We start from the raw sequence: 25,022 nt of genomic DNA on the forward strand, positions 1-25,022 counted from the left end.
AAAGACGCTCTTTTAATAAACCTGCAAATCGAGGATCGTATTGCCAGTATAGGACAAGGAATTCATTTGCCCAGAAACAAATCAGTATTTTCTGAATTCATCTTCATTTTGCAAGAAATGCTGTTAAACTCTTTAATATTCAACCAAATGGTTATACTTTAAATTATTCACTGGTAACAAAGGACGCTCTCTTGTACGACAAATCTCAACAACTTAGTTTAGAGAAATGGCGTGATCACTACCTCGAAGAGACCATCGACCTTCGCTATTTCTTTCATAAAGGCTGGTCGTCCTAGTCATACCTTCTTACGTATCCCGTCAATTTTTTCTGTTAGCTAGGCAACCTTCTAGCACATATCGGACTTGATCATAGGAAGACAACATGACTTTAGAAGCCGTCGATTACCGTAGCCCAAATGCCGCCCAAGACTTTGTGAAATCCCTTCGGGAAACGGGCTTTGGTGTACTAAAAAACCATCCTATTCGCCAGCAACTGGTGTCAGACATATACCGCAACTGGCAAGATTTTTTTAACAGTGCAGAAAAGCATACCTACCGCTATAACGTAGGCACACAAGACGGTTACTTCCCGCCCGATGTGTCAGAAACAGCAAAAGGGCATAGCAAAAAAGACATCAAAGAATACTTCCACTATTACCCTTGGGGTCAGTGCCCTTTGCAACATAAAGACCAATTGACACAGTATTACGAAGAAGCCAACACCTTGGCTGAAGAGCTGCTCGGTTGGATTGAACAGTATTCACCGGAAGAGGTAGCAAGCCACTACTCCCAACCACTATCAGGCATGATTGAAAACAGTGATCAGACTTTATTACGAGTCTTACATTATCCACCTCTGCAAGGGGATGAAGAACTCGGAGCCATTCGAGCTGGGGCTCATGAAGATATAAACTTGATTACTATTTTACCTGCGGCAAATGAACCTGGGTTACAAGTAAAGCTCAAAGATGGCCGCTGGATAGATGTACCATGCGACTTTGGCAACCTGATTGTTAATATTGGCGACATGTTGCAAGAAGCGTCTGGAGGCTATTTTCCATCGACCTCCCACCGTGTGATCAATCCAGAAGGCACCGATAAAACCAAATCACGTATTTCACTGCCTTTATTCCTGCACCCTCGCCCAGATGTTGTGTTATCGGATCGCCATACGGCGGGCTCATACTTGCATGAGCGCTTAACCGAACTTGGTGTCATCTAAAACCACAGTACAAACTACAAAAAATGGCACCAGTTTAAAGCTGATGCCATTTTTCATTTATCGCTATTCGGTAGCAGAGTCTTTAATACAGCGCTTTCACCAGCAAGATTCCACCTGAAATAAGCAGCATTGTCATAGCAATGCGCTTTACTATAGCGGCTGACAACCATGACAACAGATAACGACGTGACAGCATGGTCCCCAACAGCACGATGGGCGTACCCACCAAAGAGACTGTGATCATATCGTCTGTGACAAGCCCTGAGATCAAAGAGGCACTGGTACGAAAGCCCGCTAACACTAAAAATACGCTCAATAGTGTTGCACGTATGACAATAAGTTCAACCGGCTGGCGATACATCAAATACGATATCGGCGGTCCAGCAGTAGAAAACAATCCACTCAACATTCCGGCAAACGCACCGCTGACACCAAAATGCCACGACGGCGACAATGTCGCTTGCGGTTCAGGACGTAAAAGCGAGCTTAGGCACACCAGTATCATCACGCACCCCAGCAAGCCTTGCAGTAAGTTCAATGCATACTGGCCCATATGCTCTAACCAATACAGCCCAACCGCAACCATTGGCAATGCTACCGCAAGAAACACAAACATCTGGCGAAACTGAGCCTGTCGCCAAACATTTCCATATAAGCCCGATATACTGTTCACAATGCTTAGCGCACTGGCGATAAATGCTAAGTCGGCGATCGGTAATAAACCAAATGCGCCGCCAATGCCCAATACGACTAAGCCAAACCCAAACCCCGTCGCTGTTTGAATATAGGCTCCAAAAGCAATAACAAAGAGTAAAACCACTAATGAAACCGTCATAAAACTTACCTTACATAAACCTATCAAAAGCATGAAACATGCATATTTGGACTCAGAGACAACAGTTTTGGACTACGAAACAAGTAATTATTACACGTTCCACTAACGTTAAGGCAGCCGACGATAATTACTATTATCGTCTGAGCGATACTAAAATAATTAAGGGAGTATTTTATGAAAGCTGCTGTTGCCAATACGTTTGGCTCAATTCTAACCATTGAAGACGTCCAAAAGCCTACCATTGAACCACATCAAATCTTAGTCAAAATTCATGCCTGCGGCGTTTGTCATACGGATCTCCATGCTTGTCACGGTGATTGGCCTGTCAAACCTACGCTGCCGCTGATTCCTGGCCACGAAGGCGTTGGCGAAATTGTAGAGCTAGGCAGCGCAGTGACACATCTAAGCCTTGGCGATAGAGTCGGTATCCCATGGCTGTACAGTGCCTGCGGTCACTGTGAATACTGCCTAGCAGGCCAAGAAAGCCTGTGTATGTCGCAACAAAATGCTGGCTACTCGGTTGCAGGTAGCTATGCTGAATATTGTGCTGCGCATGCTGACTACGTCATTAAAGTACCCGACAACTTGAACTACGTGGATGCGGCACCGCTTTTCTGCGCAGGTGTCACCACTTATAAAGCGCTAAAGGTATCCGATGCAAAACCAGGCCAATGGGTCGCAGTGTTTGGTGTCGGTGGACTTGGGCACCTAGCTGTTCAATATGCAGTAGCAATGGGTTTACGCGTTGTCGCGGTTGATACCGGTGAAGCGAAGCGTGAATTAGCCACCTCACTTGGAGCTGAGCACTTCTTTGATTTTAAAACAGACAATGTGGTCGAAGATATCCGTGACGCAACAGGTGGTGTTCATGGCAGTGTCTGTACAGCAGTGAGTAAAGCCGGGTTCCGACAAAGCTATGACGTGGTTCGTCGCGGCGGTAAATGCGTATTAGTTGGCCTGCCACCTGAAGACATGCCATTGCCTATCTTTGATACTGTTCTTAATGGTGTTAGCGTTGTTGGTTCAATTGTTGGCACGCGTAAAGACCTCGAAGAGTGTCTAGAATTCGCGGCACGTGGCAAGGTCAAAGCAATCATCACCGAGAAAAAGCTCGACGATATCAATGCCATCTTTGAAGATATGGAAAAAGGCGATATCACAGGCCGTATTGTCATGTCACTTTAACCCGCTAGGCGCTGGTTTCAATCGTTTAAAACCAGCGCCTACCTATAAACTAAATTAATATCACCAAGCACACTGATTCGCTCATAAAAACGCCAGTTTTTCTGCCACTTTTTCGATGGTCTGTGGTATCTTAGCGCATCCTTGAACATTGTTTGCATTTTTGCAAAAACAAGCGTCTAGGACGATCACTTTATGGGGGGTTACGTGTTTTTTCAGCGAGTGCAAAAATCTTTGCTGCTGTCCGTTATTTGCGGTTTTCAAATGAATGCTTGGGCTCAGACCGTCACGTTACCGGTGGTCGACTTTCCTCCCTACATTATGATCTCTGAATCAGATAATAGTATCTCTGGTATGGACATTCGTGTTGTCGAAGCCGCCTTCAAAGAAGTTGGTATTCAGACCACGTTTGAAAAGAAACCGTGGCACAGCATCATCCAAAACATGCAAGCAGGAAAGGTGTTAGGAACCGTCACGTGTTCTCGTCGCCCTGAGCGCGCACCGTTTATGTATTTCAGCGATGAGCTGAGCGCAACCAGTCGCGCGGTTATTAGTCGAGTAGAGCTGGACACTCACGCAATAGAAACTATCTACGACCTTGCAGATTATCAAATTATTTCCGTCGAAGGCTGGGATATGGAACAGCAATTACGCAGTCTCAGCATTCCTCATCAATTAGCGCAAAACATCACCCAAGGCTTAAACTCCGTTGTCAGTGGTCAAACAGACCTTTTTTATGTGTCTGATTACCCTGCATTGTATCAAGCACGTATTCTTGGTATTCATAAAAGTCTAAAAGTCACTAATATTGTATCGGAGCCACTGGTCCCCTTACACGTCTGCTTCAGTAAACACTACCCCGAGTCACGTGAGCTGCTACAAGAGTTCAATAAAGGGCTACAGATCATTAAACGTAACGGCACCTACCAAACCATCCGCGACGAATACCTATAGCCCTTTCATTTTTAGATTGGGCAAGCAGGCAAATGCCAAATTTCGTCTGCGTATTCTTGGATGGTTCGATCGGATGAAAACTTAGCCATTCTCGCCGTATTCAAGATCGCCATCTTCGCCCAATGATTTTGATCTCGATACGCCTCGCTCACTCGTTCTTGGCATTCAACATAAGCACGATAATCTACCAACACTTTAAAGCGGTCGCCCTGATCTAATAAGGTGCGACGGATCTCATCGAACGCATGCGGGTCATACGGGCTAAAATACCCTGAACACAGCCAGTCTAGTGCATTTCTAAGCTCTTCATCTCCATAATAATAGTCATATGGGTTATAGCCATTACGATCAAGCGCCTGAACATCTTCGATTTTCAGGCCAAAGATAAAAATATTCTCATCGCCCACTTCTTCTTGAATTTCAACATTGGCGCCATCCAATGTGCCAATGGTTAATGCGCCATTCAAAGCCAGTTTCATATTTCCTGTACCAGAGGCTTCTTTACCAGCAGTGGAAATTTGTTCTGATAAATCAGCCGCAGGGATGATCTTCGCCGCCAACGAAACACGATAGTTCGGTAGAAACACCACCTTTAATTTGCCTTGAATACGCACATCATTATTAACGGCTTCCGCCACCGCATTAATGGCGTAAATGATAGTTTTAGCTAAAGCATAACCTGGTGCTGCTTTGGCCCCAAAAATAAAGACCCGAGGGACCATATCCATATCAGGATTGTTAAGTAGTCGATGATATAAAGTTAGAATATTTAACAAAGTTAAATGCTGACGCTTGTATTCATGCAAACGCTTGATTTGTACGTCAAACATGGCATTCGGGTCTACATCAACACCGCATTCCGCTTTGATCACCTGCGTTAATGCCTGTTTGTTCTGCAACTTCACCTTCATGAAGGCTTGTTGAAATTCTGGCTCGTCAGCGAAATTTTCTAACTTTCGCAAGCGGTCTAAATTCTTTGGCCAATCAGATTCGATACCGTATTGATCAAATAATTGCGCTAAGCCTGAGTTACAGTTCAATAACCAGCGTCTTGGCGTAATGCCATTGGTTTTGTTGGTAAACTTGCCTGGATAGAACTCGTCAAAGCGCGCAAACAAATCCGTCTTCAAGAGCTGCGAGTGCAAGGCTGCTACACCGTTCACTTTATGGCTACCCACAACCGCAAGATGTGCCATACGCACCATCTTGCCATGCCCCTCTTCAATAATAGAAAGTGCTTGTTTGATGTCATCACGACCAGGCCAACGGGCCTCCACATCATCCATTAAGCGGTGATTAATCTCATAAATAAACTGCAAGTGACGCGGCAACACCTTTTCAAACAGCGCAACGCTCCATGTCTCAAGCGCCTCTGGTAACAAGGTGTGATTGGTATAAGCAAAAATTCGGGTTACTAAGGACCATGCTTGATCCCAATGCAGGCGCTTGTCGTCCACTAAAATGCGCATCAACTCCACGACAGCAATCGCTGGGTGTGTATCATTTAGTTGGATCGCGGCCTTTTCCGCTAATACTTCCCAATCCGAGCCGTTATTACGCTCAAAACGTCGTAAAATATCCGCCAAAGAACAGGCCACGAAAAAGTATTGCTGTACTAGCCTTAGCTCTTTGCCATTTTCCGTTGTATCGTTTGGATAAAGCACCTTCGAAATCGTTTCACCAATCGCTTTAGATCGCACCGCTTCAACGTAGTCGCCTTTGTTGAACTCATCTAAGTCAAAGTCCTCTGTTGAGCGAGAAGACCACAACCTTAGAAAGTTAACCGTTTTGGTGTCGTAACCAGCGACGGGGATATCATGGGGAATGCCCAATACATTTTTTGTTTCGACCCAAAGCGGATGGTAATTACCATAACTGTCATAGGATTCCTCTACACGGCCATAAAACTGAATGGTTTGCGCGTACTCGGGGCGAACTAACTCCCAAGGCGTCCCATAATTGATCCATGTATCAGGATGTTCCACTTGTTTCCCACTCTGAAACGCCTGTTTGAAGAGACCGAATTCATAGTAAATGCCGTAGCCGACAGCAGGTAAATCGAGTGTTGCCAACGAGTCTAAGAAACAGGCTGCCAACCGCCCTAGCCCACCGTTACCCAATCCCATATCCATTTCTTCATCACAGATTTCATCCCAATTTTGGCCAAGCTCTGTAATAGCTTGCTGGGCTTGCTCAAACACTCGTATGTTATGCACGTTATTTACCAGCATTCGCCCCATCAAATATTCCATTGAGAGATAATAAAGTCGGCGTACATTGTCTTGATTATGGCGCGCTTGAGTCTCCACCATGTCATCGATGATGCGATCACGCACCGCAAGGGATAGACAAAGCCACCAATCACGCTTTGAAGCTTGCTCTGAACGCAGCGCTAAGGTGTAACGCATGTGGTACAAAATACCCTCTTTTAGCTCAAGACAAGAAGCTGTGTTGGTATTGGATAGCTCTTGAGAAGTATTCGGCATTGCTATCGTCCTCTGATAAACGATTAGGGATACGTAAAGTGTATGTGCCGTATGTTGCAACGGCATTGCGAGGGCTGTCTAGGGATAAATACGCACTCAGAAAACCTATTAATGCGTTAGATTCATGCAATAAAAAAGCCGACTCTTTGAATCGGCTAAAACAAAAGCAGTTTTTAACGCTAAGCATTACCAAACAAAGTGGCGTGCTTCCACGCCAAGAGCACTAAAGGCAATCGAACGCCCCTGTTTCTGTGCGAGTGCATGACATACGATCAAAGGGATTAGATGCTCTTCACGAGGGTGACAGAAACGTCCGCCTTCTACTTCCGACCAATGCAACCAACGCTGCTTCGCTTCGTTTAGGTCTAGATGGCTGCTGGTCACGGTTTCATCAAGCCATGTTTGAAAAGCGTGCACATCGTGTTTCACTTGTGGTGTTTTTGGAGCAAAAAAAGCACGCATATTATGAAAACTAAAACCGGAGCCAATCACCAACGCATCCTCAGGAAGGGCTTCAGCTAACTGCTCTCCTAACATCCAATGCTGGTCTGGGCTTAAAGAGCTGGCTAACGAGATTTGCACAACTGGAATATTTGCTTCTGGATACATCAGCATCAAAGGGATAAACATACCATGATCAAACCCACGCTTTTCATTTAAACCTATGTGTGTGCTTTTCGCTTCCATTTTATCAGCGATGTCACGCGCCAGTTTAGGGGCGCCCGGCGCGGGATATTGAAACTGATAAGACTCATCAGGAAAGCCATAATAGTCATAGATCAAATCGGGATTTTCAGCCGTCGTTATTTCAAAGCCCGACGTTTCCCAATGGGCACTGATCATGATGATAACCGACGGTTGTTTTGGAAATTGCTGAGGTAACGCCTTAAGTGTAGAGACCAATTCCGCATGGCTTGGGTCACCTAGCAGAGGCATAGGCCCACCACCATGAGATACAAATGCGACATGAGACATACATTGCTCCTTGAACGTTTTATGTTCAATAATTTTTACGATGCATCAAACATTAACCTTATCTTTATTGACAATAAATACATCAAAAGACAATGCATTGTTTACCTATCAGAAACAGTTATAGACCGCAGTCACTTATCTAAACAGCCAATTGACTGTTCAGCACTATACCAATAGACTCCTAAAAAACACCAAGTAGCGCCAAAAAATAACACCTAGTCAAATGTAAAATTTATGATGAGCATGGTAGATTCGACGTCATGATTTACACAAGTCGTACTTATTGCACCATGATCTTTACACATTGTCACAGACTGTGACGGCGTAAACTCAACGGTGTGACGAGCTGGCAACAACCAGCATTAAAATAATTAGAAGCGCTCAACGCGCGATTATCACTGGAGAACCTCTATGCAAGAGTTCATTGATTTCCTGAACGGAGTCATCTGGAGCCCTGCGCTCATCTATTTGTGCTTAGGAGCAGGTCTGTTCTATTCGATCCTGACTCGATTCGCTCAAGTCCGCCATTTCAAAGAAATGTGGTCATTGCTATTTAACTCTACGCCATCTGAAAAAGGTATTTCATCGTTTCAAGCCTTAGCAGTATCTCTTTCAGGTCGTGTTGGTACAGGTAACATTGCCGGTGTTGCTGCCGCAATCGGCTTCGGTGGTCCAGGTGCTGTATTCTGGATGTGGGTGGTCGCTTTCCTTGGCGCGAGTACCGCTTACGCAGAGTCAACGCTAGGTCAAATTTACAAAGTGAACGATAACGGTCAGTACCGTGGTGGTCCAGCGTATTACTTTGAAAAAGGCCTTCGTCTAAAATGGTTAGGTGTGTTGTTTGCCCTAGCTTCTATTCTTGCTTGTGGTGTGTTCCTTCCTGGTATCCAAGCCAACTCCGTTGGTAATGCTGTTGCCCAAGTCTTTGGGTCTGGCGATATCATTTCTACCTCTTTCGGTGAAGTGGGCACGACCAAACTCGTCGCTCTGGCTGTTATTCTAGTCGTTCTGGCGTTCATCATTTTTGGTGGTATCAAGCGTATTGCGAACTTTACCCAAGTTATTGTGCCATTTATGGCAATGGGTTATGTGATCATGGCTCTGATTGTTGTCTTCCTAAACCTTGATCAAGTGCCTGGCATTTTTGGACTGATCATTTCTGATGCATTCAGTGCTCAAGCAGGTTTTGGTGCAGCAATTGGTTGGGGTGTCAAACGTGGTGTTTATTCAAACGAAGCCGGTCAAGGCACAGGCCCTCATGCGGCTGCGGCAGCTGAGGTTCAACACCCATCTCAACAAGGTTTGGTTCAAGCGTTCTCTGTCTACGTTGATACGTTGTTCGTATGTACTGCAACAGCATTGATGATTCTGATCACACAAAAATACAACGTTCAGGGTACATTACCTGATGGCCAGTTCATCGTGCAAAACCTACCAGCTGATGTAATCATTGCCTCACCTGCGTTCACGCAAATGGCACTGCAAAGCATCTTTGGTGGTTTTGGTTCAGCGTTTGTCGGCATCGCTTTGTTCTTCTTCGCCTTCACGACAATCTTAGCCTACTACTACATTGCTGAAACAAACGTAGCGTACCTACGTCGTGCGTTGAAAATTAATGTATCTCTAACGTTTGTTAAGCTATTGATCATGTTTATGGTGGCCTACGGTACTGTAAACACAGCAGGCTACATCTGGAATCTTGGTGATGTGGGGGTTGGTCTAATGGCTTGGTTGAACATCGTTGGAATCATCGCCATCTTCTTTATGGCTCGTCCAACAATGAAAGCCTTGAAAGACTACGAAGATCAAAAAGCCGCTGGTGTAGAAGAATACACTTTTGATCCGAAAGCGCTCGGTATTCAAGGCGCTGACTTCTGGGAACAACGCCTAGAAGAGCAAAAAAACAAAAAGTCTTAATCTAACCACAGGTTAGTATGATTAATAAAAAACCGCTTGAGGTCATCTCAAGCGGTTTTTTTATGTACATAACTAATCAACCTACGCCACGCTAATCGGCCGAACAGGCCTGCTAGGTAAGGTTGTGCGATAACGCTGTTGATGGGCGTTCGCCAAACAATAACCGATAATCTTTCGCAAACTGGCTCATATGCCAAAATCCCCACTGAGCTGCCAAATCGGCGATATTTTGTCCCGCTTCAGCTTCCATCAAAGCACGTCTTACTCCATTCAAACGAGACATCCGTAGATATTGAATCGGACTGATATCAAGGATACTTTCAAAGGCATATTGTATGGAACGTCGACTCACATTGGTCACTTGGCAGAGGTCCGTCACGGTTAGAGGCGTATCAGGGTTTTCCTGTATAAACGCTCGCGCTAAGTCCACAACCTGTTTGCGATGGTGGTAGCTTTGGGTTTGAGCGGGGGCAGGACGCTCCACTTTAAGCACTTCTAACAATGCCATCATAACAAGGTCATGAGAAATGCGTGCAGATAAGCCTTGAGTGCTGCCTGATCCTAACAACCGATTGAGTAAGAAACGCACCTCTTGCAATGTTTTTTCTGGCAACACTAATCGACCATATTCATTGAGCTCAGACCATTTCAGTTCCACATCATGGATTTCAGCCATACGCATCAATGCTGGCAACTTAACGACCATGCCATACAACTCATAGTCCTGTGGTGTGGTCAGATCAAACTCACACCCACCAGGACGACACATAATATTGTCAGATCGAACTGACAATCCATTAATACGACTGTCTGATTGATCATTTAAAGGGATACCTAACCAAACAGAATCAGGCCACACCATACATTTTTGTTGTAGTGCCTGACTGGTCACTTCTTTAAACACTTGGAGATCATTAAAAGGCAGCTCCACAATCGAGCCATGAAAGCCTCCACGACTGATTTGGTCATACTCTTGCTGCCAGTTCGTTAAGTTAGCTGCGTGCATGTCTGCATCAAAGGCCTGTTTGCAAGACACCTTAACGCTCTTTATTGGTGCGACGTGATTTTTTAGCCCTGCCATCTTTTTCTCCATTTATCAAATTTGCGCAAACTGCAAACATGAAGTTTTTATAGTTATTTGATTTATAAGGGGTTTTAAAAATTGCCAAAATTCGATAACGCCCATGTAACGGTATTCAACAAAATAGAATAACTTGCTAATCGCTTTACAAAGCAATTCCTATTCCATAAGGCAGCGTTATCAAAGCAGGCTTTTAAAAGTAGACTCAAAGGTGCCAACATGGCAAATGACAACACACAATATCGCTTTCGACATACGGTGGGGGGACGAACATTTGGCTTTAAGAACCTTGCCGATTTAATGGCTAAGGCCACCCCCGCGCGCTCAGGTGACCGTCTTGCAGGTGTCGCGGCAGAAACCGCTGAAGAACGCGCCATCGCGCAGATGACATTGGCTGACGTTCCTCTCAAACTGTTTTTGGAAGACCTGCTCATTCCTTATGAAGACGATGAAATCACCCGTTTAATCATCGACGAGCACGATAAAGGCGCTTTTTCTGTCATCTCCCATCTCACCGTCGGTGGCTTTCGAGACTGGCTGCTAAGTGACCTAGCCACACCAATTACCTTAGAACGCATACGCTTAGGCGTGACACCTGAAATGGCGGCCGCCGTGTGTAAGATCATGCGCAACCAAGACCTTATTTTGGTCAGTAAGAAGTGCCATGTGAAAACTGCTTTTCGGAACACCATCGGCTTACCGGGGCACTTATCAACTCGTTTGCAACCCAATCATCCAACAGATGATTTAACAGGCATTGCTGCCAGTATTTTAGACGGTTTGATGTACGCCAACGGAGATGCGGTCATTGGCATCAACCCCGCCACCGACAATGTGGCACAGGCTTGTCGTTTGATGAACATGATGGATGAGGTCATTCAACACTACGAGATTCCGACGCAGTCATGCGTGTTAACGCACGTCACCAACACCATTGAATGCATTGAACAAGGCGCACCAGTTGATCTGGTGTTCCAGTCCATTGGCGGTACGCAAGCGACCAACGATAGTTTTGGTTTTAATCTAGCTACTCTTGCCGAGGCTCGCGAGGCTGCGCTATCACTTAAGCGCGGCACGGTCGGTGATAACGTGATGTATTTTGAAACCGGACAAGGCAGCTCGCTTTCCGCTAATGCACACCACAATCTGGATCAACAAACCTGTGAAGCACGAGCCTATGCAGTAGCGCGAAAATTTAAACCGTTGTTGGTTAATACCGTCGTTGGCTTTATCGGCCCAGAGTACTTATTCGACGGCAAGGAAATTACTCGAGCAGGCTTAGAGGACCATTTCTGCGCCAAGCTATTAGGCTTACCCATGGGCTGTGATGTCTGCTACACCAACCACGCCCAAGCCGACCAAAATGATATGGACAACCTGATGACGTTGCTTGCCGTTGCAGGCTGCACTTTCATCATGGGCATTCCTGGCTCTGATGACATCATGCTCAACTACCAAACCACCTCATTCCACGATGCCATGTATGTACGCCAAGCATTAGGCCTAAGCCCTGCGCCAGAGTTTGATCAATGGCTAAAACACACCAACATTTTTAGTGATGACCAGTTCACATTGAATCATAAAATTCCCACAGCTTTTGAAACGTCACTAAAACGCATGTTGGGAGACCATTAGTATGAAGCGAATCTTTCCAACGCACCCTATCGAAGAGCCCGTCATTGAAAATCCATGGCAACGCTTACGTGAGTTTACAGACGCACGTATTGGCTTAGGGCGAGCGGGCATTAGCGTACCAACCAAACACCTACTTGCCTTCCAGTTGGCCCATGCCCAAGCCATTGATGCGGTTCACACTCCCCTCGATATAGATGGACTGATCGAAAACCTTATGTCCCAAAGCTGGTGCCCCAAAGGCCAGCCGCTACGTTTACATAGCCGAGCAGAACATCGCGACATGTACCTACAACGCCCAGATTACGGTCGCCTTCTGAATAAAGCCTCAGAGCAAACCTTAGAAGATCACGCTTACCTGTGTGATGACGAATACGATCTGGCATTTGTAATTGTTGACGGTCTATCGGCCTTCGCTATTGAAGAGAACGTAACGCCCTTTTTAGGAAAATTGATCCCGCAACTGACGAGCGGGCCAGAGCCTTGGCGCATCGCTCCGTTTTGCTTGGTCGAACAGGGGCGTGTCGCCATTGGCGATCACATTGGCGACCTTCTCAGAGCAAAATGTGTTGTTGTGCTGGTAGGCGAGCGCCCCGGCTTGAGCTCACCCGACAGCATGGGGCTCTACCTAACTTGGAGCCCTAAGGTGGGGCATACCGACGCCTTTCGCAACTGTATCTCCAATATCCGTACTGCGGGGCTGAACTACCCTGAGGCTGCCCGCAAAGCACTCTACTTGCTTAATGAAGCGCGTAGCAAACAACTCTCCGGCGTCAAACTTAAGGATCGCACAGACGATTCCGTGCTGGAGCATGAAAACGATAACAACAACTTTCTAATCACTCAAAAACCTTAACCATAACAGTACACATGAGGAACACACATGGCTGAACAAATGGATCAAGACTATCTGGCCAAGCGCCAGCTAAAGCGCGGCACCGCTGGTTGGATGCTACTCGCAGGTCTAGGGGTGTCGTACGTCATCTCCGGAGACTTCGCAGGCTGGAACTTCGGTATTGGCGAAGCTGGCTGGGGCGGCTTCGCCATCGCAGCTGTGCTGATGGGCATCATGTACCTGACACTGGTGCTATCGCTAGCCGAAATGTCAGCATCAATACCCGCTGCGGGTGGTGGCTACAGTTTCGCTCGGCAAGCGATGGGGCCTGTCGGTGGCTATATGACTGGTTTGGCAGTGCTCATTGAATATGCATTGGCTCCAGCGGCTATCGTTATTTTCATCGGTTCAGCGGTAGAAGAACTACTCGGTTTCAATGGCCCTGTTGTCTACGCCCTGTTTTACCTCGTCTTTATCGGCATTCATTTAGCTGGTGTGGGCGAAGCCCTAAAAGTTATGATGGTCATTTCTGGTTTGGCAGTGGTCGCAATTTTAGGTACGGCGGTCGCATTAATCGGCGATTTTGACGCCTCGCGCCTGTTTGATATCGCACCTACCGACGCAGCAGGCGCATCAGAGTTGATGCCTTTTGGTTGGTACGGAGTTTGGGCAGCACTGCCGTTTGCAATGTGGTTATTTCTCGCTGTGGAAGGGGTTCCTCTAGCGGCCGAAGAAGCCAAAGATCCGGCGAAAGATGTGCCGAAAGGTATTATTGGTGCGATGATTTTCTTACTATTTACCGCAACCCTAGTCGTCTTATTGCTGGCTGGTGTTACCGGTGCAGAAGCAATCGGCAGCAGTGCGGTACCGTTAGTGGATGCTTTGAACGTAGCCGGTAAACCAACGTTGGCGACACTGGTGAATGTGCTTGCACTGGCCGGTTTGGTGGCATCATTTTTCTCCATCATCTATGGCTACAGCCGTTTAGTCTTTGCCTTGTCACGTGCTGGCTACTTACCAAAAAGCTTGTCTCTTACGAATAAACGTAAGGTCCCTGCCCGCGCACTGATTGTTCCTGGCGTATTTGGGTTCCTAGCGTCATTAACGGGCGAAGGGGATCTGATGCTAGGAATGGCTGTGGTTGGTGCCACCGTGTCGTATGCATTGATGGCGCTAAGTCATATTCTACTGCGCATTAAACAGCCTGATATGCCTCGTCCTTATAGAACACCGGGGGGCATTGTTACTTCCAGTATCGCCTTGGTGCTATCGATTATTGCGCTAACAGGTGTTTTCGCCTATGACCCACGTGCCTTTATGTATACCTTGGCACTGTTTGTGATCGGCGCCGCGTATTTCTTTTTGTACAGCAAAAATCGTCTCGTCGCGAAAACGCCTGAAGAAGAGTTCAATATGCTGGCACAAGCGGAAGCCGATTTAACCACAACCCCTTAAAACGCTCTAATCTCTTAGTCTTATCATAGACAACTCTCCTATTTAGGAGCGCCCTTCACGATCTAATCGTGCGGGGCGTTTTTTTGGCTAAACTGCTTTAACCACATTTGCCTATGCTTAATTCGATCCCTTAGCAATCGCTGAATATCCTTAAACGGCTGTGACCACTGACCTATCATCCCCATGTCATCAATCGCTTTCTGGGTACCAAAACGAATAGCTTGATCATCGTGCCCTGCGTGCCAACTACCAAATAATCGATCCCAAATAGCCAACACCACACCAAAGTTACGATCATAGTGATGACGCGCTACCGAATGGTGTATCTGATGTTGCGCGGGTGAGATAAGCCATTTTTCAATACGAGGACCGTAGCTAAGCGCCACGCCAGAATGACGTAAATTTGCCCCGAATACATTAAACAAAAATGTCGTGACTAGTACGCCGTAGATCTGCCATAAACTGACTTGATTAGGAAAAGCCACCAGAAATACGCTGATAACAAAACTTTGAGAGACCATAGAGCGGAGGAAAAACAATAACCCTTCAACGGGGTGAGTGCGAAAGACGGTAAACGGCGTTAGTACTTTGGCACTGTGATGCACCTGATGAAACACCCATAACCAAGGACTTTTGTGCATACACCAGTGCACAAAAAAACGCGAAAAATCATCGATTAGAAAGTAGCATAAGGTAAATAAAACCATTACAACGGAAGTCGACCAGCCTAGCTGCAGATCACGAAAGCCGTGTTCTTGCCAATAGAAGTATAGCCAACTAATCCAAACCGCCTGAGTAAGTGCTTTCGGGATCAATAACGCTAATAAAAGGCGATTAACCAGCCACAATGCGTAATCAGTTCGCGCTGAGCGATGGAACCAGACTCGCCATGATAAATAAGGCTGTAAACGCAACCATCCCTGACGACCATAGCGAATGGTTAATAGCGCGCCCGCAAACAACAATGCCGACGCAAGATACCAAACAGACACTCGCTTGCTCGTATCCAACAAAGACGAGCCAGCAAATGCCAGCTCGTCTCCTAACCAAGCAACAATGTTTTCCAACATTATTAAAACGCCCGTTTAGTCATTTTCAGCGCTTTTACCTGCGGTATTAATTTGTTCTAAAACAGCGCTCATGCCGCCCGTTTTATCTTTCAGCTTTGCTTTTAAGTCAAAATGTTGGGCTAGTAGGTTTTGCACTTTGATCATATTCAATTTGTATTCTTGCATAATGCCCGCATTGGTTTGTACAAAGCCACCTTTACCATCGTATGCGGCCACTTGCATGTCACCGAACAGTACAGGGCTAAAGCCAATCAAACGATCTAGGCTTGCTTGCGCTTTACCTAGATCTCGACCCGCAGCTTCAAGAGACAGCGCAAAACCTTTTAATTCACCCCAGTGTTTTACGTAATCACGGAATGCTTTGCTGACATCACCATGCGCTTCTTCAATGATCGCGATTTTCTCAAGATCAGCGTAGACGCTACCCGCGTATTTGAACGCCGCCTCAGCAATGACTTGCTGCCACGCCGTCGCAATCGTTGCTGCGTAACCCTTTAATTCACCGCGCTGCTCGTCAGTTAGACGTTCACCATTTGCTTTGCTAATCAACTGGCGACCGTCAACAAACGCCTGCATGATCGTATGGAAGTATGTGGTATCAGAGCTGGCATCGATGCTGGCGGCATAATAAGCGTGTGCAAACGCCATTTCTGACTTCAGGTCTACAACACCATCACCATTTGCATCGGCTTTTGCGAAGTACTCAGGATTCTGTTTGGTAATTTGCACAACTTCATTTGGCGTAAGCTCTAAACCATGTGCCGGCGCACCAAAGTAACCAAACGCTTCGTCCCATACATGTTCTTTACCTGTATAAGGTACGCCTTCTTTATAGGCTTCGTTATTTGGATGCTGATCTGCCTCTAACTTCTCTTCTAAGTAATGGTTAACCGCTTTGTTATAGAACACTGCGCCCATGGCAAACTTAGAGATTAGCTGAGTGTAATCGTAACCATTAACAGGGTCATAACCTTGCTTACTGTTTGCTGCCAGTTCTACCCATTGTTGTAACAACTCTTGTGCTGTTGGATTGCCAGGCCAACCTGTGATCACGCCATCGTAAGCGCTGGATAATAAGTCTTTCCCCTTAGAGAGTTCGTCAACTTGAGACTGCTTAATAGCAAAACCCTCTTTGCTAGCAGGATCAAGAATAATACGACCTTCTTCTTTGCCAGATAAGTACATCAACATCCGCGTTTGGTCGCCTTGGCTCACCACTTTTTTCAACGAATTATGCAGGGCATGACGTGCAATCTGACCGGAGTAGGCAACAGAGGAAGTCGCATCACCGTCATAGCCTTTTAACGTAACATCGAATTCATAAGACATGGCATTAGCCTGCGCAGCCCCCGCAGTGACTAGCAAAGCAAGTAAGGTCTTTTTCATTGTTCTAACCCTTAGATTTAAATAGTTGATAGTATCAAGTACATTAGAAAAAACTCATTAAAAGAGAACTTAACAATTATAAGAACCATTATCAATATTAATTGTATATATAACCCTTATATCTGTTTTTCAAAGAACACTTTTATTGACGTACTATTTATTCTTAAAACCTTCTATAAATCGCTTTATTTCTTCCCTAAAACTCCTATGATCGCTTTTCCTTACACAGCTTTCTTAGAGGGTGACTGCGTGCTAAATGAAGAGTTTATCGATCTGCTAAAACATCTTATTCGTGCTCCTTCCGTAGTCGGCGCGGAGCACTCGTTTTTTCGAGTTCTGCAGCGTGAGCTTGAAGAGCGTGGCGCGAAAGTAACCTGGTATGAAGGTGTCTTAGTCGCACAAGGCAGTGATCCATTTAGTACCATGTTCTCTGCGCACATCGATCGACATGGTTTAGTGTGTACTGGCCCTAACGAATTTCAATACGCCGCATTTGTCTCAGCCAATCGAACCGATCTATTGAACAATTCTGTGTCTGAGCAGCTCATGACAAAGGTAACGGAGCGCTTTAACCAAGAAAACGTTTATGCTTACGAACCTTGGTCTGGTGGCTACCGTGGAAAAGGTGTCATCCGTAATGGCTACATCTGTGAATACCGAAACAACTTAATTTTCGAAGTCGAAGGCCTAGAAGGGGTTGTTGCTGGCACGCCAGTCGCTTTTGAAGACACACTCGCTCGTAATGGCGATCGTTTAGAAGGTCAGCTCGATAATGTTATTTCGGCCGCTGCGCTGGTTCACCTATTCAGCCAAGGGTTTACTGGAACCGCTTTTTTTACCGCGCAAGAAGAAGCAGGTAAAAGCTGGCGCTACTTGCTAGAGTGGTTTAGACGCTTTGGCGGCACAACTAACCGCTTGTTCGTTGTTGATACGAGTCCATTTCCAGATATAGAAAGCGCAGATCAACAGCTACTCGTTTTGCGTGAAAAGGATGCTAACGCTTCCTTTAACCCCGAAAGTACAGCGTTGCTCGAACAACTATGTGAAGAGATTGGCTTTAGCTTCTTATATAAGAACCGTTATGTTGAAGCAGAGAACGAAAAATTAATCGCTGCCGGCCAGTCGCCAAGCTCACTTGGCAGTACTGAGTTAGGTCGCATCATCTCGGCATCTAATGGCTTGGTCGATGGTACTACTTTACAAATCCCAACTACGGGCTATCACACTATGCATGAATCGGCTTCATTTGCTTCAGTGAATGCGTTTCTACTATTACTGCAGGCGATTGCAAAACTGCGCTAAGACTGTCTGAAAGCTCGACTATACTCAAAACTGTGGCCATACGAGTGCACATTTTGCTCTTATAGCCTTTTTTAAGTGATTAGCCTAAGCATTTTGTGCAAAAGTTATGTAATTGAAGAGGGATTATTTCAAGAATACTAATGAGTTAAGACGCTATCATTGTGTAAAGAAGCCATAATACGTCAGTTTTTTGTCAAGTTGCTTCAAATGCTTCACAAGTCAGACAATCTTTGCACTTTTATATCTAAGTCAAATTATAAATATTTAATGTACACTTAAGCTATTACTAAATGACATCCCCCCTAAGGAGAGAGACATGTCTAACATTTTTAAGAAAACAGCAATTCTAAGTGGTATCCTTGCAGCATCAGCAACGGCTGTGCACGCAGAAGAGCCAGTTGCAGGTTTCACACTTACACCAAGCATTGGTTATTCCGCACCTGATAACAATCGTGACTTGGATGACGATCGTGCGTTCGGTCTTAGCTTTGGTTACCAATTCGATAACCCATGGGGCGTTGAGTTCACTTACCTAAACTTAGACAGTGAACTTAGCAACGGTCAAAACATCGATGCTGATCAATACCGTCTTGACGGTTTATACAACTTCTTTAACAGCTCTAGCGTAACGCCTTACCTAGCAGCGGGTCTTGGTTCTACGCACTACGACTTAGATCTTGACGGTGACGAAAACACTCAGCTTAATGCGGGTGGTGGTTTAAAATTCGCACTAAGCGACAATACGTCTCTACGTGCTGATTACCGCGTTGTAGAAGATTTAGAAGCAGATCACACAGACCAAGTAGCAACAATCGGTCTTCAGTACTCTTTTGGCGCTAAAAAAGCGGCACCAGCGCCAGCACCAGTTGTTGAACCAACGCCAGTGGTTGAAGTAACGCCTGTTGTTGAGCCAGAGCCAGCACCACCAGTGAAAACAGTACTACCATACGACATTCACTTCGCATTCGACTCTGCTCATGTTGCTCAGTCTGAATACTCTGATCTACAAAACATTGCTGATCACCTAGAAGCAAACCCTGAGCAAGTTGCTCAAATCCGCGGTTTTGCTGATTCAGTGGGTCCAAAAGAATACAACGAAACATTGTCTGTAAAACGTGCTGATGCTGTTGCCAAACGATTAGTTGAAGACTTCGGTGTAGACGCTAGCCGTCTAGACACTGTTGGTTACGGTGAAGCGTACCCAGTAGTAGAAAATACATCTAAAGCAAATCGTCAGCTAAACCGTCGTACAACGACTGTTTCTTTCTCTTCTCGCGAAGCGATGGAAAACGATATGCCTAACTAAGTTTTTGACTTAGTTTAAAAGAAAAACCAGACTTCGGTCTGGTTTTTTTGTGCCTTTCATTTACAAGACTATTAACAATTGCCCTTCTTCGCTTGCCCCGGCGGACAGAAGCTATTGTTATCGCTACCTTTATCATGTTTACGCTTACCATCATGATCACCACTACGACTGGCCTCAACATCGACACCGCCAATTTCACCGGCTACTCGATGTACCGAACAACCCGATACAATTAGCGCGGCTAAAGCCACTAGCAATATATTTTTCATCCATCTCTCCTGATATTCTTTTTCGCCAGACTAACGGACAAAGCGCTGTTTAATCGAGTGTTTTTACACAGGCAAAGCATTCCTTTCGCAATTTAGACACTCCACTTTACGCCATAAATCCGGTATAAAAAAAGGCGATACGCAGTTGCGTATCGCCTTTTCAGTTTGGAACGTTTAGCCGACGAGGTTAAGCCTCAAAGCGATCCAAGTTTTCTAGTGGGTAGAAATCTGGGTAAGGTAAAGATGCAACACCAGAGTCAACGGCAGCTTTAGCCACGGCTGCAGACACTTCAGTTAGCAAACGCGTGTCCATTGGTTTCGGTAGAATGTATTCTTTACCGAACGTCAATGCAGAGCCACCGTAAGCCGCAACAACATCCGCAGGCGCTTCTTCTTTCGCTAGGTTTTTCAAAGCATTCACCGCAGCTACCTTCATCTCTTCGTTAATCTTCGTTGCACGCACATCCAGCGCACCACGGAAAATGAACGGGAAGCCAAGTACATTGTTTACTTGGTTCGGGTAATCAGAACGGCCTGTTGCCATGATCAAGTCAGAACGCGCAGCCAAAGCAGCTTCTGGATTAATCTCTGGATCTGGGTTTGAACATGCAAACACCACTGGATTGGCAGCCATTTTCATCAGCTGATCAACCGTCAATAAGTCTGGACCAGATACACCGATGAAGACATCCGCACCATCAATTGCATCGTCTAAGCTGCGCGCATCCGTTTCGATTGCAAACGTTGCTTTGTATTCGTTCAGGTCATCACGACCAGAATGAATAACACCTTTGCGGTCAAGTACGTTGACGTTCTCACGCTTTGCGCCACACGCAATAATCAAGTTCATACATGCTGTCGCCGCGGCACCTGCACCCAGACATACGATTTTCGCGTCAGCAATGTTTTTGCCCTGTAGCTCAAGAGCATTTAATAGACCTGCAGCCGTTACAATAGCAGTACCGTGTTGGTCATCATGGAAAACAGGGATAGAACAACGCTCAATCAACTGACGCTCGATTTCAAAACACTCAGGCGCTTTGATGTCTTCTAGATTGATTCCACCGTATGTATTGGCAATACGCGCAACCGTATCGATGAACGCTTCAGGGCTTTCAGCTTCTACTTCCACATCAACCGAGTTCACACCAGCAAAACGCTTAAACAATACGCCTTTACCTTCCATTACTGGCTTAGACGCCAACGGACCGATGTTGCCTAGACCAAGTACCGCAGTGCCATCAGAAATGACGGCTACTAGATTGCCTTTACCGGTATAACGGTAAGCTGCCTCTGGGTCTTTCGCAATTTCACGGCACGGCTCTGCTACACCTGGACTGTATGCCAAAGATAAGTCGCGAGACGTTGCTGTTGGCTTGCTGATAGTGATGCTAAGTTTGCCTGGTACTGGTTTCTCATGGTACTCAAGCGCAGCTTGTTTTAGATCTTCTGCCATTTTTGTTATTCCGTCTATTTAATAGTGTTGTTCGTTCGCTTTGCAGCAAATGGATGGGCGTCTTTCTGGCTTTTCGATACTAGGAGTACCGACCTAGAAGAAGCTCCTTATAAAATTATAATAGTGCGTATCGGTTAATCCGACGACTTAATTCTACGTAAGTCTTGAGGATGTTTCACCGTCAATACGACGGATTTAAACCGATCTTGCTGGCGTTTCTTGCGTTGATACTGCCAGCCTCGAGCTTCGATCATCTTACCCTGTAGATAGAATACATCTTTTTGAGCCCAATAGTGCTCTGCATATCGAGGAATATTGATCACTAGATCTTGATCAGTCTCTAGCCACCAACCGCCACGATTATGCGTAATGGACGTCAGTGTTGATCGTACGACCGCAAAGCCTGCTTGTGGCTGCCAATGCGTCGAGTATTGCCAAAGTCCGCGTTTTGCTTCACGGGCGCTTAGCTCCGCTTGAACAAAACAATCTTGGTATTTTAGATTAGGCGGAACAGCAACACGATAACCTAACCCATCGGATAGTAACCGACTTGTTATCGAGTCTCGATCTTTCGTAAATAAATAATACAGCTTACGACCATAGCGGTCTTCGTTTTCTTGCGCACTTTGCCAATAAACGTGACTTCCCGCAAGCGCCGTTAAGCGCTGCTTGGCTTCTAAAGCATACGCTTCATGGTGTCCCTGCTCGTGATCCAGCTCCGGTGTATTAATACCCACGAGACGAATTTTACGGCCATCCTTGAGGTATAGGGTATCGCCGTCAATGACTTTGGCGACTTGTGCCTTTTGTAAATCGCCATCGGCAAGGCATTGCCCGAAACTTGGGAATGACAGGCACAAAAAAAGCGCCAAGAGAGCTTGGCGCTTTTTTTGAATCAGCATACGTATCATCCACCAATTACTTAGTAGTACGACGTGCTCCGAAACGTTTGTTGAAGCGATCAACACGACCACCTGTATCAAGCATTTTCTGCTGACCAGTGTAGAACGGGTGACATTGGCTACATACATCGATGTGTAGATCGTTGCCAAGTGTAGAATTTAGAGTCAATGTGTTGCCACAAGTACAAGTTGCAGAAACAGTAGAGTAATTTGGGTGGATATCTTTTTTCATCGTTTTTTACCTTAAGGTTTGGTGTGCCGCCACTTAGTCAGTAATTCAGATTGCTAAGCACCGCACGATTCGTTGTACATCAATTGTACAGTGGTACCAAGAGCCGCGTATTTTAGGCGTCAAAACAGCTTTCGGCAAGCCCTTTTACGATAATTTCACCGTCTGAAAGCAAGTGAAAAGTTCACATTTTCTCGCCAGACTGACGTACACTTAACACATACGCTGTCGTTTGAAATCTTTTTGTTGATAAATCAAGGTATTAGTCTTTTATGGAAGACACACTTCTCACCAAAGACCCCTATGTCAAAGTGGCTTTAAATGTGCCACTACGTGCCAGTTTTGACTATAAAATCCCTAAAGCCTTGGCCTATCGCCATCATATTCGTCCTGGCATGAGGGTCAAAGTTCCATTTGGGAACGGTGACCGTCAAAGCATTGGCCTTGTTATTGAAACCAGCACGCAAAGTGATTTTAGTGATGCTCAGATCAAACCATTAACTGCACTACTAGACGACAGTCCCATCATTCCTCAGGAGCTGTTTGATCTATGTGCTTGGGCCGCACGCTATTACCATCATCCTATTGGCGAAGTCTTTTTTCACGCATTACCCACCAGCTTACGTAAAGGCGAAAGTGCCGATTTTCGCACTGAAACCTGGTGGTTTGTGACAGAGCAGGGTCAACAAACTGACATCGACAGTTTAAAAAACGCAAAACAGCAAAAAGCATTTTTAGAGGCCATACAACAGCACGCTGAGCATGGCTTAAGCCCGCACCTAATAAGCGTGTTAGAACTCACTACCAATGCCGCAAAAGGGCTTGAGAAAAAGGGCTTAGTACGCAGTGAACAGCGTAATTTAAAACGTACAGTAGAAACCCATGCACATCAGACACAAGTACCGCCGAGCCTAAACTTAGAACAAGCCGCCGCGACAAAAACCATCCTCGCCATGCGCAATGAGTTTGGCGTCGCATTATTAGACGGCATTACGGGCAGTGGCAAAACTGAGGTATTTTTACGTGTCATTGAGGCCCTACTTCAAGAAGACAAGCAAGTCTTGGTGATGGTGCCTGAGATTGGCTTAACGCCTCAAACCCTGCGACGTTTTGAAAGCCGTTTTAATACCGACATCGTCTTGATGCATTCGAATATGACGGATCGCGAGCGCTTAGACGCTTGGCTGATGATTGAACACGGTGATGCCAAAATTATCATTGGCACTCGATCATCGGTGTTTATTCCAACCGCGAACCTAGGGCTGATTATCATTGATGAAGAACACGACGCCTCCTACAAACAACACGAAGGTTTCCGTTACCACGCTCGTGACATGGCAATAAAACGTGCTCAGGGGCAAAACATTCCGGTGTTGCTCGCCTCAGCCACACCCTCCTATGAAAGTCTCGCCAACGCCTTACAAAAACGTTATCTATGGCTCAAATTACGCCAGCGTGCAGGGGAAGCGGAGTTACCACAAATGGAGCGTGTCGACCTACGCGGCCAAAGTCTCAAGCAAGGCTTCAGCGAATACACACTGGAACGTATGCGCCAAACCTTGGAACGTCGCGAACAAGTATTGGTCTTCCTCAACCGTCGCGGCTATGCTCCGACATTAATGTGCCATCAGTGCGGCTGGATCGCTGCGTGTGATCATTGCGATGTGAACCTCACCGTTCACAAACGCGCCAATAAACTGCACTGCCACCATTGCGACAGCCATAAGCCCCTTACTCAGGAATGCCCAGAATGCCATAGCAACGAATTGTTTACCGTTGGTGAAGGCACTGAGCAAGTCGAGGGTGTACTAAACCAGTACTTCAAACAGACGCCCGTATTGCGTATTGACCGAGACAGCACCCAACGTAAGTCGGCACTCACGCAAATCACACAAAAAATCCACGAGCACGATCAAGCGATACTGGTGGGCACGCAAATGCTTGCCAAAGGCCATCACTTCCCGAATGTGACTTTAGTCGTGATCATGGACGCCGACGTGGGCCTTTTTTCTTCTGACTTTCGTGGCATGGAGCGCACCGCTCAACTGATCACCCAAGTGGCTGGGCGTGCAGGTCGCAGCAGCAAACGCGGCCACGTACTGTTGCAAACGTACCACCCGGACCATGCAGCGATTCAATGCTTGTGCGAACAAGGCTACGAAGCCTTAGCGATGGATGGCTTAAGGGAGCGTCAACAACTCGCTCTGCCGCCATTTCATCATCAGGTGGTTATTCGCGCCGAATCGCAACAAGAGCAACAAGCGATGGGGTTATTGATGCATTTGCGCAACGAATTATCCGTACACCTGTCTGATGATATGCAAGTCGTCGGTCCCTATGCCGCCATCATTGTCCGAAAGGCTGGCCAACACCGCGCATTGTTAAGTATAAAAAGCCCTCAACGAGGCAATTTGCACCGTGTCATCGCATCGGCAAGTCGGTGGCTTGAACAAAACACGAAAAATCATAAAATTCGGTTCGCGATCGACGTCGATCCGCTGGAAACTTTCTAATGCACTGCGCATAAT

At 46.1% G+C, this 25,022-nt stretch carries 20 protein-coding genes; 10 read left to right on the forward strand and 10 right to left on the reverse strand.

Annotation, left to right across the window (positions count from 1 at the left end):
• The first annotated feature begins 382 nt into the window (after positions 1 to 382).
• Positions 383 to 1,222: an isopenicillin N synthase family dioxygenase gene (locus AYW76_RS13200; RefSeq protein ID WP_067221005.1), complete on the forward strand. Its 840-nt coding sequence runs from the start codon at positions 383 to 385 to the stop codon at positions 1,220 to 1,222.
• Between the two features lie 82 nt (positions 1,223 to 1,304).
• Here AYW76_RS13200 and AYW76_RS13205 read toward each other — a convergent pair whose 3' ends face one another.
• Positions 1,305 to 2,057 carry a sulfite exporter TauE/SafE family protein gene (locus AYW76_RS13205; RefSeq protein WP_067221009.1) on the reverse strand — a complete coding sequence of 251 codons (753 nt, stop codon included), beginning with the start codon at positions 2,055 to 2,057 and terminating at the stop codon, positions 1,305 to 1,307.
• 174 nt (positions 2,058 to 2,231) lie between these two features.
• Between AYW76_RS13205 and adhP the strand changes: the two genes are divergently transcribed.
• Positions 2,232 to 3,242, forward strand: a complete 1,011-nt coding sequence (gene adhP / locus AYW76_RS13210) for an alcohol dehydrogenase AdhP (protein ID WP_067221012.1) — start codon at positions 2,232 to 2,234, stop codon at positions 3,240 to 3,242.
• 204 nt (positions 3,243 to 3,446) lie between these two features.
• Positions 3,447 to 4,193: a transporter substrate-binding domain-containing protein gene (locus tag AYW76_RS13215; protein ID WP_067032897.1), complete on the forward strand. Its 747-nt coding sequence runs from the start codon at positions 3,447 to 3,449 to the stop codon at positions 4,191 to 4,193.
• An 11-nt stretch (positions 4,194 to 4,204) separates the two neighbouring features.
• Here AYW76_RS13215 and AYW76_RS13220 read toward each other — a convergent pair whose 3' ends face one another.
• Positions 4,205 to 6,679, reverse strand: a complete 2,475-nt coding sequence (locus tag AYW76_RS13220; protein WP_067032895.1) for a glycogen/starch/alpha-glucan phosphorylase — start codon at positions 6,677 to 6,679, stop codon at positions 4,205 to 4,207.
• A gap of 186 nt (positions 6,680 to 6,865) precedes the next feature.
• On the reverse strand, positions 6,866 to 7,654 hold the full coding sequence (locus AYW76_RS13225; protein WP_067221018.1) for a DODA-type extradiol aromatic ring-opening family dioxygenase: 789 nt from the start codon (positions 7,652 to 7,654) through the stop codon (positions 6,866 to 6,868).
• A gap of 411 nt (positions 7,655 to 8,065) precedes the next feature.
• On the opposite strand from AYW76_RS13225, the gene AYW76_RS13230 reads away from it, so the two are divergent.
• A complete protein-coding gene (locus tag AYW76_RS13230; RefSeq protein ID WP_067032889.1) occupies positions 8,066 to 9,571 on the forward strand; it encodes an alanine/glycine:cation symporter family protein in 1,506 nt (501 codons plus the stop codon).
• Between the two features lie 112 nt (positions 9,572 to 9,683).
• Here the strand turns inward: AYW76_RS13230 and AYW76_RS13235 are convergent, their stop codons facing one another.
• Positions 9,684 to 10,607 carry a helix-turn-helix domain-containing protein gene (locus AYW76_RS13235; protein ID WP_231872610.1) on the reverse strand — a complete coding sequence of 308 codons (924 nt, stop codon included), beginning with the start codon at positions 10,605 to 10,607 and terminating at the stop codon, positions 9,684 to 9,686.
• A gap of 264 nt (positions 10,608 to 10,871) precedes the next feature.
• Between AYW76_RS13235 and AYW76_RS13240 the strand changes: the two genes are divergently transcribed.
• The 3 genes from AYW76_RS13240 to eat are packed head-to-tail and all read left to right on the forward strand — an operon-like array spanning position 10,872 to position 14,574.
• Positions 10,872 to 12,287, forward strand: coding sequence for an ethanolamine ammonia-lyase subunit EutB (locus tag AYW76_RS13240; protein WP_067221024.1), 1,416 nt, complete (start codon positions 10,872 to 10,874; stop codon positions 12,285 to 12,287).
• A gap of 1 nt (position 12,288) precedes the next feature.
• Entirely contained in the window at positions 12,289 to 13,140 is an 852-nt protein-coding gene (gene eutC / locus AYW76_RS13245) for an ethanolamine ammonia-lyase subunit EutC (protein ID WP_067221026.1), read from the forward strand.
• 27 nt (positions 13,141 to 13,167) lie between these two features.
• Positions 13,168 to 14,574: an ethanolamine permease gene (gene eat, locus AYW76_RS13250; RefSeq protein ID WP_067221028.1), complete on the forward strand. Its 1,407-nt coding sequence runs from the start codon at positions 13,168 to 13,170 to the stop codon at positions 14,572 to 14,574.
• A 62-nt stretch (positions 14,575 to 14,636) separates the two neighbouring features.
• Here eat and AYW76_RS13255 read toward each other — a convergent pair whose 3' ends face one another.
• Positions 14,637 to 15,644, reverse strand: a complete 1,008-nt coding sequence (locus tag AYW76_RS13255) for a sterol desaturase family protein (RefSeq protein WP_067221031.1) — start codon at positions 15,642 to 15,644, stop codon at positions 14,637 to 14,639.
• 15 nt (positions 15,645 to 15,659) lie between these two features.
• Positions 15,660 to 17,030, reverse strand: coding sequence for a DUF4856 domain-containing protein (locus AYW76_RS13260; RefSeq protein ID WP_067221034.1), 1,371 nt, complete (start codon positions 17,028 to 17,030; stop codon positions 15,660 to 15,662).
• A 249-nt stretch (positions 17,031 to 17,279) separates the two neighbouring features.
• Between AYW76_RS13260 and AYW76_RS13265 the strand changes: the two genes are divergently transcribed.
• Both AYW76_RS13265 and AYW76_RS13270 read left to right on the forward strand, forming a co-directional pair.
• Positions 17,280 to 18,332, forward strand: a complete 1,053-nt coding sequence (locus AYW76_RS13265) for a peptidase M42 (RefSeq protein ID WP_197467827.1) — start codon at positions 17,280 to 17,282, stop codon at positions 18,330 to 18,332.
• A gap of 316 nt (positions 18,333 to 18,648) precedes the next feature.
• Positions 18,649 to 19,638, forward strand: coding sequence for an OmpA family protein (locus tag AYW76_RS13270; protein WP_067221041.1), 990 nt, complete (start codon positions 18,649 to 18,651; stop codon positions 19,636 to 19,638).
• 71 nt (positions 19,639 to 19,709) lie between these two features.
• On the opposite strand, the gene AYW76_RS13275 is transcribed toward AYW76_RS13270, so the two are convergent.
• The 4 genes from AYW76_RS13275 to rpmE all read right to left on the reverse strand — a co-directional run bounded on the left by AYW76_RS13275 (position 19,710) and on the right by rpmE (position 22,497).
• Positions 19,710 to 19,907 carry a membrane lipoprotein lipid attachment site-containing protein gene (locus AYW76_RS13275; RefSeq protein WP_067221045.1) on the reverse strand — a complete coding sequence of 66 codons (198 nt, stop codon included), beginning with the start codon at positions 19,905 to 19,907 and terminating at the stop codon, positions 19,710 to 19,712.
• Between the two features lie 187 nt (positions 19,908 to 20,094).
• The gene (locus AYW76_RS13280) at positions 20,095 to 21,363 is read right to left on the reverse strand and encodes a malic enzyme-like NAD(P)-binding protein (protein ID WP_067032859.1); all 1,269 of its coding nucleotides are present in this window, start codon (positions 21,361 to 21,363) and stop codon (positions 20,095 to 20,097) included.
• 134 nt (positions 21,364 to 21,497) lie between these two features.
• Positions 21,498 to 22,265: a thermonuclease family protein gene (locus tag AYW76_RS13285; RefSeq protein WP_231872611.1), complete on the reverse strand. Its 768-nt coding sequence runs from the start codon at positions 22,263 to 22,265 to the stop codon at positions 21,498 to 21,500.
• Between the two features lie 16 nt (positions 22,266 to 22,281).
• Positions 22,282 to 22,497, reverse strand: coding sequence for a 50S ribosomal protein L31 (gene rpmE / locus AYW76_RS18980; protein WP_082866227.1), 216 nt, complete (start codon positions 22,495 to 22,497; stop codon positions 22,282 to 22,284).
• Between the two features lie 269 nt (positions 22,498 to 22,766).
• Here rpmE and AYW76_RS13290 point away from each other — a divergent pair, with 269 nt between their 5' ends.
• On the forward strand, positions 22,767 to 25,007 hold the full coding sequence (locus AYW76_RS13290) for a primosomal protein N' (RefSeq protein WP_067221050.1): 2,241 nt from the start codon (positions 22,767 to 22,769) through the stop codon (positions 25,005 to 25,007).
• Positions 25,008 to 25,022: the final 15 nt, after the last annotated feature.

The sequence above is a fragment of the Marinomonas gallaica genome, assembly GCF_001639745.1.
In the GTDB taxonomy this organism is placed as follows: domain Bacteria; phylum Pseudomonadota; class Gammaproteobacteria; order Pseudomonadales; family Marinomonadaceae; genus Marinomonas; species Marinomonas gallaica.